15 protein-coding genes are annotated in these 17,392 nt (G+C 59.5%); 2 read left to right on the top strand and 13 right to left on the bottom strand.

Annotated elements, in window-relative coordinates:
- Positions 1-28: 28 nt before the first annotated feature.
- The 13 genes from rfbC to R9J51_RS08200 all read right to left on the bottom strand — a co-directional run bounded on the left by rfbC (position 29) and on the right by R9J51_RS08200 (position 15,415).
- On the bottom strand, positions 29-598 hold the full coding sequence (gene rfbC, locus R9J51_RS08260) for a dTDP-4-dehydrorhamnose 3,5-epimerase (protein ID WP_168554107.1): 570 nt from the start codon (positions 596-598) through the stop codon (positions 29-31).
- Between the two features lie 222 nt (positions 599-820).
- Positions 821-1,597: a 2OG-Fe(II) oxygenase gene (locus R9J51_RS08255; protein WP_179504183.1), complete on the bottom strand. Its 777-nt coding sequence runs from the start codon at positions 1,595-1,597 to the stop codon at positions 821-823.
- Positions 1,598-1,623: 26 nt separating this feature from the next.
- On the bottom strand, positions 1,624-2,757 hold the full coding sequence (locus tag R9J51_RS08250; protein ID WP_168554105.1) for a glycosyltransferase: 1,134 nt from the start codon (positions 2,755-2,757) through the stop codon (positions 1,624-1,626).
- A gap of 14 nt (positions 2,758-2,771) precedes the next feature.
- On the bottom strand, positions 2,772-4,553 hold the full coding sequence (locus R9J51_RS08245) for a rhamnan synthesis F family protein (RefSeq protein ID WP_179504182.1): 1,782 nt from the start codon (positions 4,551-4,553) through the stop codon (positions 2,772-2,774).
- A 280-nt stretch (positions 4,554-4,833) separates the two neighbouring features.
- Positions 4,834-6,939: a hypothetical protein gene (locus R9J51_RS08240; RefSeq protein WP_179504181.1), complete on the bottom strand. Its 2,106-nt coding sequence runs from the start codon at positions 6,937-6,939 to the stop codon at positions 4,834-4,836.
- Positions 6,940-7,278: 339 nt separating this feature from the next.
- The gene (locus R9J51_RS08235) at positions 7,279-7,926 is read right to left on the bottom strand and encodes an ABC transporter ATP-binding protein (protein ID WP_168554102.1); all 648 of its coding nucleotides are present in this window, start codon (positions 7,924-7,926) and stop codon (positions 7,279-7,281) included.
- Positions 7,923-8,720: an ABC transporter permease gene (locus R9J51_RS08230; RefSeq protein ID WP_168554101.1), complete on the bottom strand. Its 798-nt coding sequence runs from the start codon at positions 8,718-8,720 to the stop codon at positions 7,923-7,925. The genes R9J51_RS08235 and R9J51_RS08230 overlap by 4 nt, the downstream gene beginning before the upstream one ends.
- Before the next feature lie 4 nt (positions 8,721-8,724).
- Complete coding sequence (locus R9J51_RS08225; protein ID WP_179506381.1) at positions 8,725-9,885, bottom strand: capsule biosynthesis protein; 1,161 nt, start codon at positions 9,883-9,885, stop codon at positions 8,725-8,727.
- 453 nt (positions 9,886-10,338) lie between these two features.
- The gene (locus R9J51_RS08220; protein WP_432787938.1) at positions 10,339-11,922 is read right to left on the bottom strand and encodes a glycosyltransferase family 2 protein; all 1,584 of its coding nucleotides are present in this window, start codon (positions 11,920-11,922) and stop codon (positions 10,339-10,341) included.
- 94 nt (positions 11,923-12,016) lie between these two features.
- Complete coding sequence (locus tag R9J51_RS08215) at positions 12,017-12,793, bottom strand: DUF5672 family protein (protein WP_179506380.1); 777 nt, start codon at positions 12,791-12,793, stop codon at positions 12,017-12,019.
- 122 nt (positions 12,794-12,915) lie between these two features.
- A complete protein-coding gene (locus R9J51_RS08210) occupies positions 12,916-13,206 on the bottom strand; it encodes a hypothetical protein (RefSeq protein ID WP_179506379.1) in 291 nt (96 codons plus the stop codon).
- Between the two features lie 43 nt (positions 13,207-13,249).
- The gene (locus tag R9J51_RS08205) at positions 13,250-14,254 is read right to left on the bottom strand and encodes an inorganic phosphate transporter (protein WP_179506378.1); all 1,005 of its coding nucleotides are present in this window, start codon (positions 14,252-14,254) and stop codon (positions 13,250-13,252) included.
- 27 nt (positions 14,255-14,281) lie between these two features.
- Complete coding sequence (locus R9J51_RS08200; protein ID WP_432787937.1) at positions 14,282-15,415, bottom strand: DUF47 family protein; 1,134 nt, start codon at positions 15,413-15,415, stop codon at positions 14,282-14,284.
- Between the two features lie 198 nt (positions 15,416-15,613).
- Between R9J51_RS08200 and R9J51_RS08195 the strand changes: the two genes are divergently transcribed.
- Together R9J51_RS08195 and R9J51_RS08190 are read left to right on the top strand one after the other, a co-directional pair.
- Entirely contained in the window at positions 15,614-16,288 is a 675-nt protein-coding gene (locus R9J51_RS08195) for a response regulator transcription factor (RefSeq protein WP_168554096.1), read from the top strand.
- Complete coding sequence (locus tag R9J51_RS08190; protein ID WP_168554095.1) at positions 16,288-17,346, top strand: sensor histidine kinase; 1,059 nt, start codon at positions 16,288-16,290, stop codon at positions 17,344-17,346. Before R9J51_RS08195 ends, R9J51_RS08190 begins: the two co-directional genes overlap by 1 nt.
- The last annotated feature ends 46 nt before the right edge of the window (positions 17,347-17,392 follow it).

The following is a 17,392-nucleotide window of genomic DNA, read 5'->3' as shown; positions in this document are numbered from 1 at the left end:
AAATTCTCCGAAACGGACCAACCAACAATCAGCCCGAGCATTCCATCGAGAAATAAGCAGGGATTTCAGCTAACGTCGGCTGCTTGATATCCTTGGGAGAAAGCGTGCCGACATCGGCCACACTCGGCCATTCGATCGCAATCTCCGGGTCGTCCCACGCCACGCCCTTGTCGCATTCCGCGCTGTAGTAGTCCGTCACCTTGTAGGCGATCACGGTGTCAGGCGCGAGCGAGCAAAAACCATGCGCGAATCCCGGCGGCACCCAAAGCTGCTTGCCGTTTTCCGGCGTCAGCTTTTCGCCAACCCACTTGCCAAAGGTCTTGGAGCCCTTGCGGATATCCACCGCCACGTCGAACAGAGCCCCGGCGGTGCAGCGCACCAACTTGCCCTGCTGGTGGGGCGGACATTGGAAATGCAGACCACGCACCGTACCAACCTTGGCGCTGAGCGACTCGTTATCCTGAACGAAGGTAAAGTCACCACAGTGGCTGGCGAACAAATCCGCACGAAATGTTTCGGCGAAATACCCACGCGCATCGCCAATATGCTTAGGCACCAGCAATTTTACGTCGTCGATCTCAAAACCCAGAACCTGCATAACATTCACTCGAAATATCTAGACAGAACCAATACATCTACAGCAATTTCGTCCGAACGGTCCGACCCCAGGCCGTGCTCCGGTCGGCCAAACCATGTCAAGCCGGATGCAGCGTAGACCACGGGTCGACGGGGAAGACCGTATCGAAGCAAGCTGTACGGCCCTACCGCCAACACGCACGCGGATCGGAAAATGCCCCACGATCCGTGCCCGCGCCATTCCTCAGGTGGTGCGATAGACATCCTTGGAGGTGTTTACATTGGAACGAAGGCGGATCGTTTCCAGGACCTTTTCATCGTCGCGCTGCGTTTCGCGCGGTGCGAACAGGGCACGACCGCGGATGTCGGCATCTGGCGCGGGATCGCGCAGATAGTAGATCGCCAGGCTCTTGCGATAGATGCCGTCCTCTACCGTCAGGGGCTTGCTCATGCCGTGCCAACTGTTCTGGGTGGTATTGAACAACACGGCACGGTTGAACGCCGGTGCGATTTCCTTGGCCAGCTTGCCAGGTTGCCGCGCCTCGCTGTCGTGCTCCCACAGACCAAGATCGCCGCCATGCTCGGGACGAAGATCGGACGACATGTAGATGATGATGTTTAGGACCCGCTCGAGCTTCATCTTGGGATGAATCGAGTAATCGAAATGCGGGTTCAAATTACCGCCAACGCCGTGAATATGCCAGCCCCCGCCGTGCAGACCATGATCGACATAGAGCGGGCAACCCAGCAAACCGGAAAGCCGGTCGGTCATTGCCGGTGACTGCAATTCGGCAAAGGCACGATAGGTTGTCGTGGGAAACTTTTCCCAACTATTCTGGGTTTTCTTATGCTCGATCGAATTGTTGTAGAAAAACCAGTCATCCGAATCATAGGTCGGCATTTCCGCCTCAAGCGCCGTGGCGACATCGGCTTCAAAAAAATTTTCGATTACACAGTGGTCGAATGGACCTTCCTTGCCATAGGACTGGACAGATCTATCGAAATTTTCATAGTCGATCATATCAATTTCCCAAGTGGAAAGGCCAGTCACAAGAACTCTTTTTCAACCTTGATGAGATTCATTAAAGATTTCATTTTACTATGAATATCGGCTTCTTGAACGAATTCATCAGGCAATGTGAACTGGCCATGGCCCTGGTTGAAGAAGCGCCGCGTGAAATTCTCCATACGATCAACCTCGATCTTGCCCGCCAGCGAAAATCCAAACCGCTCCGTCCAGACCCGCGAGCCGCCGGTTTCCGCAAATGTACAGACCGGCAGACCAAGACTCATGGCTTCAGGCACAACCAGAGGATTGGGATCGACTCTTGAAGACAGCATGAACAGATCCGCGGCCCGGATCGCCGGGTAGGGATTGGACAGCATGTTGGTCCAGTAGAGGTTGGCGAGCCTTTTCTTCTTGTTGAGCGGAATAGCGGGATTGGTCGACCGCCCGATCTCGTCATCCCACGGCCCGACCCACACGAAATCCATTTCCGGGCAGCGTTCGGCCAGTTGCCAGAACAGATCGGCGCCCTTGCGTTCGCAAGCCACGCCACACATCACCACACGCTTGCGCTCCAATGCTTCGCTGCCGGTCCATTGCAGCCGCTTTCCTACTGCGTTCAAGGCTTCGGGCAACGGTTCGCGGGCCTTGCGCGCAACCGCGCCACAATCGATCCCCACGCCGAAATTGTAGATCATCTGCCCGCCCAGATCCAATTCGCTGCGGGTATCGTTCCCGCACTCCTCAGACGCGGAAACAACCAGGTGCGCCGCGTGAATATCGGTGGGTCGAAACACGCCGATGTTTTGCAGTGCCTGGAAATCCACGCTCATTTCATGGGCATGGAGCGCAAACGGAATATTCAACTCCCGACAGGCGGGTGCCCAGTCCCCCGATGCGATGGAGTTCACATAGACATAGTCCGGTTGCACTTCCTCCAGATAATCAAGATATCTGGCCACGCGCGCGCGTAGCGGCGTATGTTCATATTCATAGCTGGTCGGAATGACCCGCACATCCTTGAAATTCTGCTGCTCGGCAAAAGCCCGGAGCGGTCCTTCCTTTTTGGAAACGAGGTAGATATCGTGTTCTTGCGCCATGATCGCGGCCATGTCGACCCCGATCTTGGGCGCCCCGGTCATGCTCAGGTCGTGCAGAATGAAGGCGATTTTCATGATTGTCCCTGCACTCAGCGCCAAAGGAAACGATAGCCAAGCTGGCGCATGACATTGCCGAAGATCCGTTCCACGGAATGCTCGACCTGACCATCGATGTGGTGCTCGATGCCCTTGTTATCGCCGTTCACAAACTGGTGATGGGCAAGCGGCAGGTAAACGGCCTCCATGACTTCGGAACGAACCATCATCATCGTTCCGGAGACATATTCACACTCTTCATGCTCGGGCGAGATGCCGTAGATTTGAAACAGCTTGCGCATACCGGCAGCATTGCTTTCGAGGCCGAGATGGCGCGTCTGCACCGAACCAACAATGCCGATCTCGGGATCGGTGAGGAAAGCAGTGAGATTCTGCCTGACCGTTTCGCTGTCGCCCAGGATCGCGCCCAGCAGGCTTTTCTTCCACATTGCGGCGTAATCGCGTGTCACATGCGGGCTCTTCTTGCTGTGAAGCAATGTGAAAGCGACGTAATCCGCGAAATTGACACCCTTCAGTAACGAGAAAAACCCGCCGATATCGCGCCCTTCATTGGGAGATATCTTGATCTTCGCCTTGGGAAAATCCTCACGCACCTGGGCCATCACTGCCCCGAGCCACGTCGATTCGACAAAATTCACATATAGGTCAAAATCGACGTCAATATTGGCAATATACGCTCGTAGTTCATCCCACATATCAGGATAATACAAATGCACCAAAACACAGAATGGCTTTTTGCCAACCAAAGGTGCGACATCATGATATTGAGATTCCAACAGAATCGGGCGTACGCTACCAATCTGGTGAAAACTGTACCGCCGCTTTTCTTTAAAACCTGATCTGACAAAATGTGGTATCGCAAGCCACGGATTTTCGCTAAATTCTTTCTCGAGATCCACATGCAACGATACGTATTGCTTCGGATCGAAGTCGACAGGAATGCAATGCCCAGGAAGACCTGCGTCTCTGAGCAAAGTCGTCAAACTGCCGATCCGGTTCTCAGCGCGTCCAACCTTTTCGAAATGGGTAGCGAGTTCCGCATCCGGCATGTTCGCCAGATCCTTATTGAACTGACGGTACGTCGCAACATCGAAATGGGAATCGCAATCAAACACGTTTGAGAAGAAAACCGCACGGATCGAATCGAGAACAGGCACCTTTTCCGGGTCTATGGGAAGAAGCCGCTCCCGGTATCCGCGGCTCCAGTAATCTACCAGAAGGTCCGCGGAATCTTTTGCTTCGGGATACTTACTCAGATACCATTCCAGATCGAACAAAGAATGAGTATGAAATTTCTTCCCCGCACCTACAGTGATATAGTGATAAATTTCGTCATCGCCAAAATTTAGATCATTATAATAACTGTAGTATTCTGGATCAAACAACGCATTGGGGAGGATGTTACGATTTCTTATTTCATTATAGTATAGCTCCGCAACACGCCTCGCACTTTTCTGCGGCTCGATCCCCAGTTGGTAACAGACATAGGCTTTGTCCAACCCTGGCCAATCAGCCAATCGGTCGATCATGGCTTCGGCGGTCGGAGCCGCGTGGGCCACCCCAGCATCTGCTCGCTGCGCTTTGCCGCTGCCTGCTTCCTGCGCCCTTGGCTTGAACACACCAAGGTCGATCAATTCGTCACCCGGGTTTGACGGCTTGCCTCTGCGGCCGATCCTCTTGCCGAGCCACAGGTAGTGCTCGGCCGGCCCCATACCCGTTTGGAGGACATCCGGGTAGCGACGCATGTACCATTCCGCGTCAAATTGCCCGGAAGACAACAACTGCGACAATTGCGATCGGAAATCAGCGTTCATGATCTTGCAGCCTGATGACATAGCATTGACCCGCCTTGGTGAGGCCGATTTTGGTCCAGCGCGATAGGCGAAAATGGCGCGATATAGGTGCATCGTGCCCGACGATCGAAACGACGATGGGCCGAAAGCGGCCCGTCCGAAGTGGTTGCAATGCAGGGTGCTCTAAAAAGCGCCGCGCCGCCTGTTGGGGCCACCGCGCCTGATCCGCGTGCCTCGCCGAGCCAGTACATCGCGCGATGCGCTCAAAGGGGATCAATGCCACGGCATCAAGCTCCAATACTCATCGACGACGAGATTCCTTAATCCCGTGCGTGATATAGTGCCGTAACGGATCTGCCCCTGTCGCTGCCACATCGGGGTTTTTGGCGAGATAGGATTCGGAATCGAACATCCCGCGCATTTCCACACGCCGGCTCAGGCGCTTGAACTGCGCTTTTCGCGACAGGAAGACCCACCAGCGCGGTCGCCGTAGCATGATGGCATAGACCTGGCTCAACCAATGCACGGTTTCATCGCGGGTCTGCACTTCTTGTTCACTATCGCGCAGCAATTGCGTGACGATGGCGATTTCATTGAATGTCTGCGACCGCTGCGACACCGCGGCGCGTGCCGCAGCATGGGTCTTTTCCATTTCGGTTTCGATAACTGCCAGCTTGCTCTGGCTGTCAGCACTGTCCTGACGAGCCTGTTCGAGGGACTTCTTCGCCTCGACAAGCTCGGCGCGAACATGAGCTAGTTCCTGCTGGGCCGCCTCCAGCGTGCGGAGGCGCTCACTCCCGCGTTCCCGCTCACGCTCCAACAGTCGCTGTTGCCGCGCCTGTTCCTGCGCATGATTTTTGCATTCCGCTTCCAGCGCTTCTGCCCGCGCCTTCTCCGTGCACAATTCGGCCCAGATCTGCCTCAGCTCTTCCTTGCGCTGAAGTAGCTCACTACCCGTTTCAGCCAGCTTTGCAGTAACTGCTTCCTGTTCGCGGCGGTAGTCGATCAGGTCCCGTTCGAGGCTTAGCCTTGCTTCCTGCGCGACATCCAGCGCCACCTGCAATTCGGTTTGCCGCGCTTCTGCAGCCACCAGCTTTGCAGCAACAGCATCGCGTTCCGCGCTTCGTTCGCGCAGCGCTCGCTCGCCAGCATCGGCACGGGACATCGCGGCATCGCATGAAGCGCGGGACGCCTCAAGCTCCCGTTCCCGATCCTGCAACAGACTGGCAACGCGCTCGACCTCCCCGCCCAGCTCAATCAACGAACGCTCGGCGCTATCCGCCCGTAGCAATGCCGCATCGCGCTCGCTCCGGAACGTTTCGAATTGGCCTTCCTGCTCCGCCAACCGCGACGCCAGCCTCCCGACCTCCTCCCGCTGCTCGACCAGCGCGCGTTCCGCTGCATCGGCACGCCCGATGGCGGTATCGCGCTCGCCATCGGCGGCAGCAATGTGCCCTGCTGCATCGCGGAGGCGCACCGTTGCCTGCTGGAAAAGCGCCATCGGCGTAGCAAAAGCGGCAGCGGCGGCGTCGAGATCTTTGGAGATCGCGTCCAAAGCGACAAAATCACCAGGAGATTCAGCGCCTTCAGACCAACCCTGGACGATATCATAGGTCTGGCGCACCCACGCCGGCACGGCCGATCCGTTAAGAGCGCCCAGATTGGTATGCGCGTGGTGGCGCAATGACTTGTCGAGAAAACTTTCGATTTCCAGCGTCACGCGCGCGGAATAACGTGGCCAACTGATAGCAAGACGGTCCGCGATGCGCTCGATAACCTTCGTCCAATCCTCGAGCAGGCCGCTGTAGGTCGTAAAGACGCGCTGCGCGCCACGGGTGGAACGCTCGGCATCCAGGATATATCGCAACCAGATCAGGTATCCGATAGAGAGGTCGATTCCGTCGCGCGCGTGCAGCGAAGCCGCCACTTCCAATGGGTTGCGGATGGGAATGACGACCCTGGGTTCGATGCCGTTTTGCTGCAAGACATCGAGCCAGAACGGCACGATCCGGCAGATTCGGGGATCCTTCAAGACAAAGAAGGAGCTGCCTTCGTACTCTGCCTGCAGCGTTTGCGCCGCCTTGTGAACGAACCCTGCACGCGCGTGCGACTTTTCCCATCCGGGGTTGAGTTTCTGCCAGTCATTCCAGGCAGACCCGGCGGCTTCGAGAATTTCGTCATTGAGATCGACGATAGCCTGGGGTTCCCAGTGCCCGACAGGATTGGTCGGATTTCCGCCCATCACCTGCTGTGGCAAAGAACACCCGAGCAGATTGAGAACGCGTGTCAGCGCACTTGTTCCCGACCGGTGCATACCCAGCACGAGCAAAGCAACCTTTTCACCGGCCAGGTGCTGATCCCTGCGGGCTCCTACGCTTTCAACAGCGCGATCGCTATCTGTCGTCAATCTTCAGTCATCCAAAAGATACCTAGCTTCGGGGCAAAACCGGGCTATCGCAGAACGGGCGATACGCCGAACCTGCACCATGCATCAAGAGCACACCTCTCAAATTGCTCTACAAATTGAACCGATATGCTGGCTAAATCTTCAAAATTCCCAAGCTAGAAAACCCGCGTCAATTTTACTGCGGCAAGCCGCAAAAGGCCTCCGGCTCGCTGGCAATCTTGTGCGAAGCGGCGCCAGCCGGACAAACGCACAGCATGGCATCATGTTCCTGAAGGGAGCAAAAGAGTTTCGCACTGACTCACGCTCTGCCAAAGCGGAATGCGCCCAACGGGCGGGTGATCAAAGGCGTTCGTACTCCGCAATGGCAGCGGACACATCATCGTAGGGGATCGCCTCGCCATTGCGGAAGATGACCGCCCGATTGCACAGTTCCTGAATGACGGCCATGTCGTGCGAAGCAAGGATCAATGCGCGGTCCTTTCGCTTCTCGAACAACTCCCTTTGGCACTTCATGCGAAAATTGCTGTCACCCACCAGAATGATTTCATCAATGAGGTAGCAGTCGAAGTCGATCGCCAGCGAAAGACCGAATGCCAGACGGGCACGCATACCCGATGAGTAGGTTTTCACCGGCATGGCGAGCTGGCGCCCCAACTCGGTGAAATCCTCAATGAAATCCTTCATCCAGCCATAGGGTTTGCCATAGATGCGGGCAATGAACCGCGCGTTGTCATACCCCGTCAGGCTGCCTTGGAATCCACCATTGAAACCGAGCGGCCACGAAACCGACATCTTGCGCCTGATCGCGCCCGACGTCGGCATCTCGACCCCACCGATCATCTTGATGAAAGTCGACTTGCCGGCGCCGTTGCGGCCTAGAAAGGCAATCTTGTCCGTCGCGGCGATGCGCAGGTTCACGTCATGCAGTACATGCTTGCGGCCATGCCCCATCTTGTAGGACTTGCAGACATTTTCGCACTCAATCATTCAACGACCAACTCTCGGCGAATACGCCGGCACATTGTCAGACCCATCGCCGCCAAGACCAGCGAAACACCCAAGGGATAGAGTGCATCATAATAGACGGTCACTTTATTGCCCCAGATACCACCACGGATCATTTCCATGCCGTGAACGAAAGGCGACAGCAGCATATATCCACGTAGATTGGGCATAAGCCAAGAAACCATGCTAAATGCGCCAGAAAAAGGAATCATGATATAAGTGACGACGGGAATACACTTTTCGAGAACTTCGGACTTTTCCGACAAAGGTGCGATTACAAGGCACAGCGAAAAGCAGAATATCGAATAAACCAGCCACCCCGCAATCATCAGACCAGGATCTGCCGGGACAGGAAAGAGATCGAAGCCAACCAACAGCGCGGCAACCAACAGAAACGCCATCATCGAGCCGAGCATTTCAATCACGAAACGAACGATGATGAAGTCCAGAATCTGGATCTGGCGGTGATACATGAGGCTGCTGTTGGCTTGAAAAATCGCTACACTTCGGGAAACAACGTGCCGGAACAGGGTGAGCGGAATGTAGCCTGTCACCACGAAGGCAATGATACCGACACCATGCTCCTCGGGGCCGTGCAGATAGCGCCAGATGACCGCCACAAGGCTCGCAAACAGCAGCGGCTCCACCATCATCCACAGAAAACCGATGTTTTCGCGCCCAAAGCGCGTGATCAGTTCCCGGATGATCAGTGCGTGGATGACGCGCCCCTGGATCGCAAGACTCTTGCGCATCCGCGATGAAAGACCGTGGCCCATCAGATCAGTCCTTTGGAGCGTGCTCGAGAATACCGACGACCAGCATCCAACCGACAAAATAAATGCAGAGAGCCGAGGCCGCGACCGTCAGGATGCCGAGCAGTCGCTTGGGCAGCAGAGCGATGTCGGGACGGTTGGGCTCGACCACGCGCTCAAGATAGAACTTCTGCCGCTGCGCATCCGAGCGCGCCTGCACCAACGATGCGTTGGCCACGGTCAGGCTGTCGTTGGCAAACTTCTGCTCGACCAGCAGGTCCTCGTAGTTGCCCAGCTTGGACGCAATCGTGCCACTGCCACCCACGACTCGGCTATCCTGCTGGGCGATCTGCGCGGACATTGCGGCAATCCGGTTGCGCAACGCAGGAATCGAAGGATTGCGCGGCGTCTGCCGCTCCATGGTTTCCAGTTGTGCTTGCAGGGCCGCACGCTGACCAACCAGTTGATTGGCAATTTCCAGCACGCCGCCGGCCTGCTTGCCCGGATCGATCAACGCCGAGCGGTTGCGATATTGCGTGATCGCGGCCGTAATCTTGCGCGCCCGCTCAGTCGCCTGCTCCACCTGCTGCTGCGCCTCGGCAATGCCGCGCCCCTGCGCTCGATCGTTCAGCCGGTTGACCATGCCTTCACTCAGGGATAGCAACGTCTGGTTGATCTGGTAGGCATCCTCTGGCGTATATGCCTTGACCACCACCACTGCCGTGCCGGTCTGGGTGTCCAGATTGGCATCGACCATCCGCGTATAGTATTTATACAAATACTCGAATGAATCTCCAAAAATATCCTTAGAATATTTTGAAAAAACATCAGCTCCACGGTCATAACGCTGACGAATATTAATCCGCTGTTGAAGATTCGCCAAAGCATCACGCGATCGAATGAAATCAAGCACCTCATTCGCCTGCTCTTGGCCGGCCGAAAGCCCCGTCGTCTGAATCAGGTTAGCCAAAGACGAGAGTTGCGGACGCTTCTCATCAGGCGACTTGATAACAAAGCGCGACTCGGACACATAGATGTCGTTGGCAATGAAGCCGTAGTAAAAGATTGACAATATTGTCGGAACTATGACAAATAACACGAACCAACGATTCTTGCTGATCCAGTTCACCGACTTAGACGAACTTGACGATATTTGACCGTCAACAGCATGGATATTCTCAGCGTTCATAAGACCTGCATAGAACGATCTGGCAGAGGGCCTTCCCTGTGCCATTGACAGTTTCCCCTCCGTGCTAGGGCAAGGCCGTAATCAGTGCAAGCGCTGGTCACCACCCTGTCCTGCATAATGACGGCAGTCCGACAGACTGGCGAAAAGCGCGCAGGGTGGCACTGCAGCAGCCCGCCCCCTGATCGACACCTGAGAAGATTGCCAAACTTCTGAAATTATTATGTATTTTCTAAAATGTTTAGATTTTGGGAGAATCAACGCTCAGCCGATGCATCAGTTCCACAACATCATCCATAATGGGTGCCTGCTGGCACATATGGATTCGTCGCAAAAAACATCCGAAGTGCAATGCAAGCAGTCTTTTCCGCCGCAATTCGCAATCATCTGGACGGGTGGTTGGAAGAACTGCCCGTAAATTGAATGAAAACCGTGAGGCACCATCGCCAGATGGAGTCACAGGGCAATCGCAAAGCGTTCGCTCTCACGGCTGAGTTCAGGGTGATGGAATGGATCAACCATACGGTCCGTACCCCACCGCTGCCTCAAAGCAGCCAGTTCCCGTTCCAACCGGGCTGCGCCGACGGGATCGCGATCATGCCCACGCGAAACCGATTCGTGGTGGATCAGGGTTGCCCGCGGTTCGTAAAACGACTGCCATCCTCGTTGGTTGAGACGAAGGCAAAGGTCTACGTCATTGAACGCGACGGGAAAAGCAACCTCATCCAGCATTCCAGCCGCAACGAACTTGGCGCGATCTACAACCAGGCAAGCGGCCGTTACCGCCGAGACGAACTGGGGCAGGTTGTGTCGCGAGAAATAGCCGGTTTCGTCAGGATGGAGCAAACGATGAGCATGGGCGGCGGCTCCACCAATGCCCAGCACGACCCCGGCATGCTGAATACGTCCGTCCGGGTAAAGCAGACGCGCGCCCACCGCGCCGACATCCCGACGCAGCGCCGATGTAGCCATGGTCGCCAGCCATTCGGGATCGATGATTTCGATATCGTTGTTGAGCAGGCAGAGCAGCTCTCCCTGCGCGTTGCGCACCGCCCGGTTGTTGATGGCCGGATAGTTGAAAGGGCCATCATGGCGCAGCACCTGGTGGCTGGCACGATCAAGGCTGTCCAGATAGGCCAAGGTCGCCGGATCGTCGCTGCCGTTGTCCACGACAATGATATCAAGCCGGCTATAGCGCGTTGCGGCCAGCCCCTGGAGGCAAGGGCGAAGAAGATCGACCCGATTGCGGGTGGGCACGATGACCGTGACGGACGGCAGACCTGCTTCCCGCTTTAACGGCATGGCAGGCAATCTTGGACTCGGTCGGAGACGCCGATGGTGCAAGACCGCAGGCAGATGGCAGGGCGGCAGCGGATCTGTGGCGAGTATACCTGCCACCAGATCGCTTGCCCAGGTCACGCCGCCTGTCACCCGCAGCAGATCTTTCCGCCGGGCGCGCACGATACATGACCCGGTGATGTAATCGAAATGCTCGAACAATGGCGCATTCCAGCCGGGCTTGAAATGCGGCTCACCACGCTGCGTGCCAGGACCGATCAGATCATCGTCGGCATAGAGAACTGCAGCCTGGTTGTTGGCGATGGCCACCCGATACTGGTCGATGGCGCCATGGGACAAAACATCGCCGGGCTGCATAAGCAAGAGCCACGATGCCGCATCCCGTGGCATCGACGCCGCGACGTCGGCGCAGGAGGTGTGAGGCGGCGGACCGACTACAACGGAAGGAATGCCCTGCTGCCTGAGCATCTCCCGGGTCTGCGCCAGATGATTCGCATCCACGTCCCCCATCGCGTCTATTAGCGCCAAAATCTCGGGCTCGGCTAACTGGCCGAGCGGGGCATGGTGGCGAATCCGCTCACGCCGCGCAATCCACAGCCGGTACGCATAGGGAGAAAGGTGAAGCAAGGGCGCAAGCTGGCCGCGGGCGCGCAACCGCTTGCCCAGAATTCGCCATTTGATGGCAGTCAGGACCTTGCGAGGCTCTTGTCGAAAGGCGTCGCAATAGGCCAAAGCCAGCAAGACCCATTGCTTTGGCCACCACCGCGAGGGGTCATCAGGCCTGGCAACAGGTCTCGGCCTGACGGGCTGCACCGGGTGCAAGGCGTTACCGTCATCAAGCAAGAACACGATCCCGGATCATCTGAAATGCTCGCGCCACGCCGCCACGCCGCCGCAAGACCGCGCGAACGAGCGGCCAGAAGTCAGGACGGATCGTTCCGCGTTCATCCAGCTCTTGATAGACCCGCCAGAAGCAATCGGCGCCCAACGCCGCCGGCATGTTAAACACGCCGTGATACCCAAAGGTTGTGGCCAGATCGCCCGTGCGTTCCGCAGAAAATCGATCTGCCAGTTCACGGGGAGCGAAGCACAGGCCCTGCTGTTCCAGCCATCGCCGGTTGACACGGCCAATCGCAACATCCTCCGGATGTATCGGGCGAAAGGCCGGATCCCGGCATGCTTCCATCAAGCGCCGGCTGCGTAGCGAGAAACCGCCGTTGCCCACATCGTGGCCATCGGCAAACTGCGGCCAACTCGCGCCGACATAATCATAGCGCAAGAATTCCGCATCCCAATGGGCGGCATCGAGCACATGACCGTCCCATTGCACGACAAGGCCGTGACTGGTGTGTATGTGATCGGGCAAGTGCTGCAGCATGAAATTCGAGTAGGCGGCAGACGAGCGCAACGGCGCAATGCGCTCCACGCGGATTGCCGGCTGGACCGGTACGACATCGGCGTGGGTGAGCAAGACGCAATCGCCGAATGCGATCTGATCGAGACATGCCTCCATCGCACACAATGTTGCCGTTACATTCACGGATGTGACGGCGCACAAAGTGACCTCGGGCAAGGCAAGGATAGGATGGTCCGGGGGATCGGCTCGATGCACGCGTAACTCCAGGGGCCCATGTAACCGCTGACAATGCGCGAGCAACTGCCATGCCAGCACCACTACCGCATAGCGAGCTCGCCCCATTTCTCAACTCGGATCACACCGACAGATGGCTCCAGTCAACGCTTCTGTGCAAACAACGCCAACCCGCAGGTCACCACAAGCGGACCGATCCAGTCGACCCACTGGTCCAGCTTGGGCCACACGCGCAAGTCCAAAGGCCCCCACCATGGCATATTGGCGCGCAGGCCATGGCCGAACAGTTCGATCCAGCGATATTCCGCCTGGGCAATTTCGCGGCCGAGGAAATAGGCGGAGCCGATGGCCGCCCCCAGCCACCAGGTCCCGCCCAATCGGCGAACGAGGAGCTGGATGGCGAGGGCCGCCAACGGATGCTCGAAGTAGTTCATGGCCGCGCAACGCGCGAGGCGCGCTACGGCTCCCGGCGCCCCCTCAGAAAACCTTCGCCACCTCATAGAACACCGCGCCCACGAAGGCCGAGGCGGGGATCGTCACCAGCCATGCGACCACGACGCGCTGGGCGACGCTCCAGCGCACGGCCGAGGCGCGGCGGGCGGCGCCGACGCCCACGACGCAGCCGGTGATGGTGTGCGTGGTGGAGACGGGAATGCCAAAGGCGCTGGCGGCGAAGAGCATGATCGAGCCGCCGGCCGAGGCGCAGAAGCCCTGGTGATGCGACAGCTTGGTGATGCGGCTGCCCATCGTTTCGATGATCTTCCACCCGCCCGACAGCGTGCCCAGCCCCATGGCGACATAGCACGAGAGCACGACCCAGCCCGGCACATGGAACGTGCCGCCCAGCAGCCCTTGCGAATAGAGCAGCACGGCGATGATCCCCATCGTCTTCTGCGCATCGTTGGCGCCGTGGCCGATCGAATAGGCGGCGGCGGAAAGCAGGTGCAGCTTCTTGAACGCCCCTTCGGCAGTGCGTGCCGATGTCTTGGCAAAGGCCCAGGACGAAAGCAGCATCAGCAGCATCGAGACGACCAGGCCGATCACCGGGGACAGCACGATGGCCGAGGTGGTGGAGGTGACGCCCTTCCACACGATGGCGTTGGTGCCGGCGTGCAGCGTGCCGGCGCCCAGCAGGCCGCCGATCAACGCGTGGCTGGAAGACGAGGGGATGCCGCGCCACCAGGTGATCACGTTCCAGGTCATCGCGCCGACCAGCGCGCCAAAGATCACCTGCGGGGTGATCACGTCCTTGTCGATGATGCCCTTGCCCACCGTTTCGGCCACTTTCAGGCCGAAGGTGAAATAGGCGGCAAAGTTGAAGAACGCGGCAAACAGCACGGCCTGAACCGGGGTGAGCAGCCGGGTGGACACCACCGTGGCAATCGAATTTGCCGCGTCGTGGAGCCCGTTGATGAAATCGAACGCCAAGGCCATAATCACCAGAGCGATGATCAGGGGCAGGGCCACGGCCACATGGTTCATGAAACGTAGTTCCTCAGGCCCAGAACATCAGGCGTGGTCGATGACCAGGCCGTCGATTTCGTTGGCGACATCCTCGAACCGGTCCACCACGCGTTCGAGGTGGCTGTAGATCTCGCGCGCCACGAAGAACTGCATCGGCGCGGTCTGCCCATGGGCCTTGAATGCCTTGGACAAGCCTGCATCGTGAATCTCGTCGGCCTTGCCTTCCAGGCGGACCAGGCGCTCGGTCAGTTCATGCAGGCGCGCGGCGTTGGCGTGGATCGAGCGCAGCAGCGGCAGCGCTTCGGCAATCACGCGTGCGCATTCCACGATGATCGCGGTCATGTCGCTCATTTCCTGCTCGAATGCCGAGACTTCATACAACGCGATCGCGTTGGAGGTCTGGTGCATCTGGTCGATCGAATCGTCCATCGCGCTGATCAGCGAAGTGATCGCGCCGCGATCGAAGGGCGTCAGGAACGTGCGACGCACCGTCACCAGCACTTCGCGGGTGATCGCGTCGGCGTCGTGCTCGCGCTCGGCGATCTCGCGCACATGGTCGGCCATGCCGGCCCCGCCCTGGAGCAACCGCGCCAGCGCGTTGCTGCCCGCGATCAGGGTTTGGCCGTGCGCCTCGAACAGTTCGAAGAAGTTGCCCTGGCGCGGCAACAGGTTCTGGAACCAGTGAAACATGCCCAGTCTTTCTTTCACGTGGCCCAGGCTGCGGACCAGCGGTGCGGTTGTGGCAAGGGCCCGGAATTCCGTGGCCCGGAAGCTGCGAATCAATGCTTGCAGGTCTGGCTCGTCCACCGCATCGGCAGCGGCAGCAAGCGAAAACCATTGGCGCTTGCGTTGTTCCCCTTCGGCCCAGCGCGGCAGTTCGTCGGTCACGGCCAAGGGAAAAACCTGGACCTGGACCATGACCGCCGCGCCCGAACGCAGGGTCTTGCGGTATTCGAAACGGCCCAGCGCCGCCGGGCAGACCGCCCCGATCACGCCGGCCTCTTCCTCTGCCTCGCGCGCGGCGGCGGCATGGGCGGCTTCGTTCTTGCCGAAGTTGCCCTTGGGAATGACCCAGCGCCCTGTCCCGCGCGAGGTGACGAGCAGGACTTCGATGGGGGCGGAAAGGCCATCACCGATGGTGCGATAGGGCAAGGCGGCAATCTGGCGAACGGGACGCACTCCGGCAGGACAAAGCTATGCGGGCGCTAGAGGCTGCAAGGGTGTATCGTCAAGAATTGGTCATAACCCCCCGTGCGATTTGTCGGCGGCACAAGCCTGCCAGGCCAATTCTGCTCCAGCAGGGAAATGTTGCAATTGCGTGGCACTCCCCTCCCCCGCTGGTGCATTTCGCGAGATCAGACGCTACACGTGGGCGCCATGCGGGTGCTGATCGTGGAAGACAATGTGCGGCTGGCCGATCTCGTGGCCGATGCGCTCGCGCGCAGCGGGATCGTCTGCGATGGCGCGGCCAGCCTCGATGCCGCCGATGCCGCGCTTGCTCTCGCGCAGTTCGATGCGCTGCTGCTCGACCTGGGCCTGCCCGATGGCGATGGCCGTGCTTGGCTGCAACGGCGCCGCGCCGGCGGCCTGGCGCTGCCGGTGCTGGTGCTCACCGCGCGCGGCGGGCTGGACGACCGCGTGGCCGGGCTGGATGCAGGGGCCGACGATTACCTGGTCAAGCCGGCCGAAACCGCCGAGATCGCGGCCCGCCTGCGCGCCCTGCTGCGCCGGCCCGGCCCCCGCGCCAGCGCCATGATCGAAGTGGGGCCGCTGGTCTTCGACACCGCCACCCGCCAGGCCAGCATCGCCGGCACGCGGCTCGACCTGGCCCGGCGCGAGGCCGACCTGCTCGAACTGCTGATGCGCGGTGCGGGCAGCGTGGTGCGGCGCAGCCAGATCGAGAACGCGCTCTACAATTTCGACGAGGCGGTTTCCCCCAACGCGGTCGATGCCGCCGCATCGCGCCTGCGCCGCCGGCTGGAGGAAAAGGGGCTGGGCGCCATGCTCCACACCATTCGCGGCCTGGGCTACCTGTTGGAAGACCGCCGGTGATGCCGGCTGAAAGAACCGGCATCGGCAGGGGCTCGATCCGCCTGCGCCTTTCGGTGGGTTTGGGCATCATCTGCGCCTTTGCCGTGGCGACGTTGGTCTTCACCCTGTTCTGGGAATACGACATCACGCCCGGCGACCTCGCCGGGCCCGACCACAGCGCGGCCTGGCGCGAAGTGCGCGATCACGTGATCCTGCCGATCCTGGTGCTGATCGTGCCCACGCTGATCGCCACGACCTGGGTGATCGACCGCGCGTTGCGCCCCCTGGCGCGATCGGCCCGCACCATCGCCACCACCCCGGCCCAGCGCGGCCTGCGCCTGCCGCACGAGGAACTGCCGGTGGAAGTCGCGCCGTTCGTGGGATCGATCAACGACCTGCTGGCCCGGCTCGACAGCGTCGCTGCCAGCCACGAAGCCTTTGCCGCCGACGTGGCGCACGAATTGCGCACGCCGCTGGCGATCATGGCGATGCAACTCGACAGCCCCGACGCGCTCGACCGCGCGCATCTGCGGCGCGAGATCACCGCGATGCACCGCCTGGTCGACCAGCTTCTGCTGATGGCGCAGATCGAGGCGGAAACCGCCACGCCGCAACGCGCCCAGGGCTTTTCGCTTACCGCGGTGGCGGAAGACGTGGTGGCCACGCTGGCGCCCCAGGTGATTGCCCAAGGGCGCGAAATCGCGCTGGACGAACCGGCCGGGCACTCCCCTGCAACGGTCTGGGGCCATCGCGAGGCGGTGGCCGCCGCCTTGCGCAACCTGGTGGAAAACGCCGTGCGCGTCACGCCGCCGGGTGGGCTGGTGCGGGTCGCCGCCGGTCCCGGTGCCTGCCTGCACGTGACCGACGAAGGCCCGGGCTTGGCGCCCGAGGCGCTGGCCAGCCTCACCCGCCGCCACGCCCGCGCCGATCACGCCAGCCGCCAGGGCGCCGGGCTGGGTCTCAATATCGTCGAGCGGATCATGGCCGCCCACGGTGGCACGCTGACCAGCGACGCGGGCCGACGAACCCTGACCCTGCGCTTTCCCACCCCGCAATCACGCGGAGGCCACGCTTCATAAAATTGTCGCGATTTGTCGTATTCGCGTGCCGTCAGGTTTTCGTCAG

The organism is Novosphingobium rhizosphaerae, assembly GCF_050920675.1.
In the GTDB taxonomy this organism is placed as follows: domain Bacteria; phylum Pseudomonadota; class Alphaproteobacteria; order Sphingomonadales; family Sphingomonadaceae; genus Novosphingobium; species Novosphingobium rhizosphaerae.
This window is presented reverse-complemented; position numbering and strand designations above follow the sequence as displayed.

Coding starts and splice junctions, on each gene's coding strand:
- R9J51_RS08225 (WP_179506381.1), bottom strand. CDS start 9,885: ATGAACGCTGAGAATATCCATGCTGTTGACGGTCAAATATCGTCAAGT.
- R9J51_RS08250 (WP_168554105.1), bottom strand. CDS start 2,757: ATGAAAATCGCCTTCATTCTGCACGACCTGAGCATGACCGGGGCGCCC.
- R9J51_RS08210 (WP_179506379.1), bottom strand. CDS start 13,206: ATGAACTACTTCGAGCATCCGTTGGCGGCCCTCGCCATCCAGCTCCTC.
- R9J51_RS08230 (WP_168554101.1), bottom strand. CDS start 8,720: ATGGGCCACGGTCTTTCATCGCGGATGCGCAAGAGTCTTGCGATCCAG.
- R9J51_RS08245 (WP_179504182.1), bottom strand. CDS start 4,553: ATGAACGCTGATTTCCGATCGCAATTGTCGCAGTTGTTGTCTTCCGGG.
- rfbC (WP_168554107.1), bottom strand. CDS start 598: ATGCAGGTTCTGGGTTTTGAGATCGACGACGTAAAATTGCTGGTGCCT.
- R9J51_RS08205 (WP_179506378.1), bottom strand. CDS start 14,254: ATGAACCATGTGGCCGTGGCCCTGCCCCTGATCATCGCTCTGGTGATT.
- R9J51_RS08235 (WP_168554102.1), bottom strand. CDS start 7,926: ATGATTGAGTGCGAAAATGTCTGCAAGTCCTACAAGATGGGGCATGGC.
- R9J51_RS08255 (WP_179504183.1), bottom strand. CDS start 1,597: ATGATCGACTATGAAAATTTCGATAGATCTGTCCAGTCCTATGGCAAG.
- R9J51_RS08190 (WP_168554095.1), top strand. CDS start 16,288: ATGCCGGCTGAAAGAACCGGCATCGGCAGGGGCTCGATCCGCCTGCGC.
- R9J51_RS08195 (WP_168554096.1), top strand. CDS start 15,614: ATGCGGGTGCTGATCGTGGAAGACAATGTGCGGCTGGCCGATCTCGTG.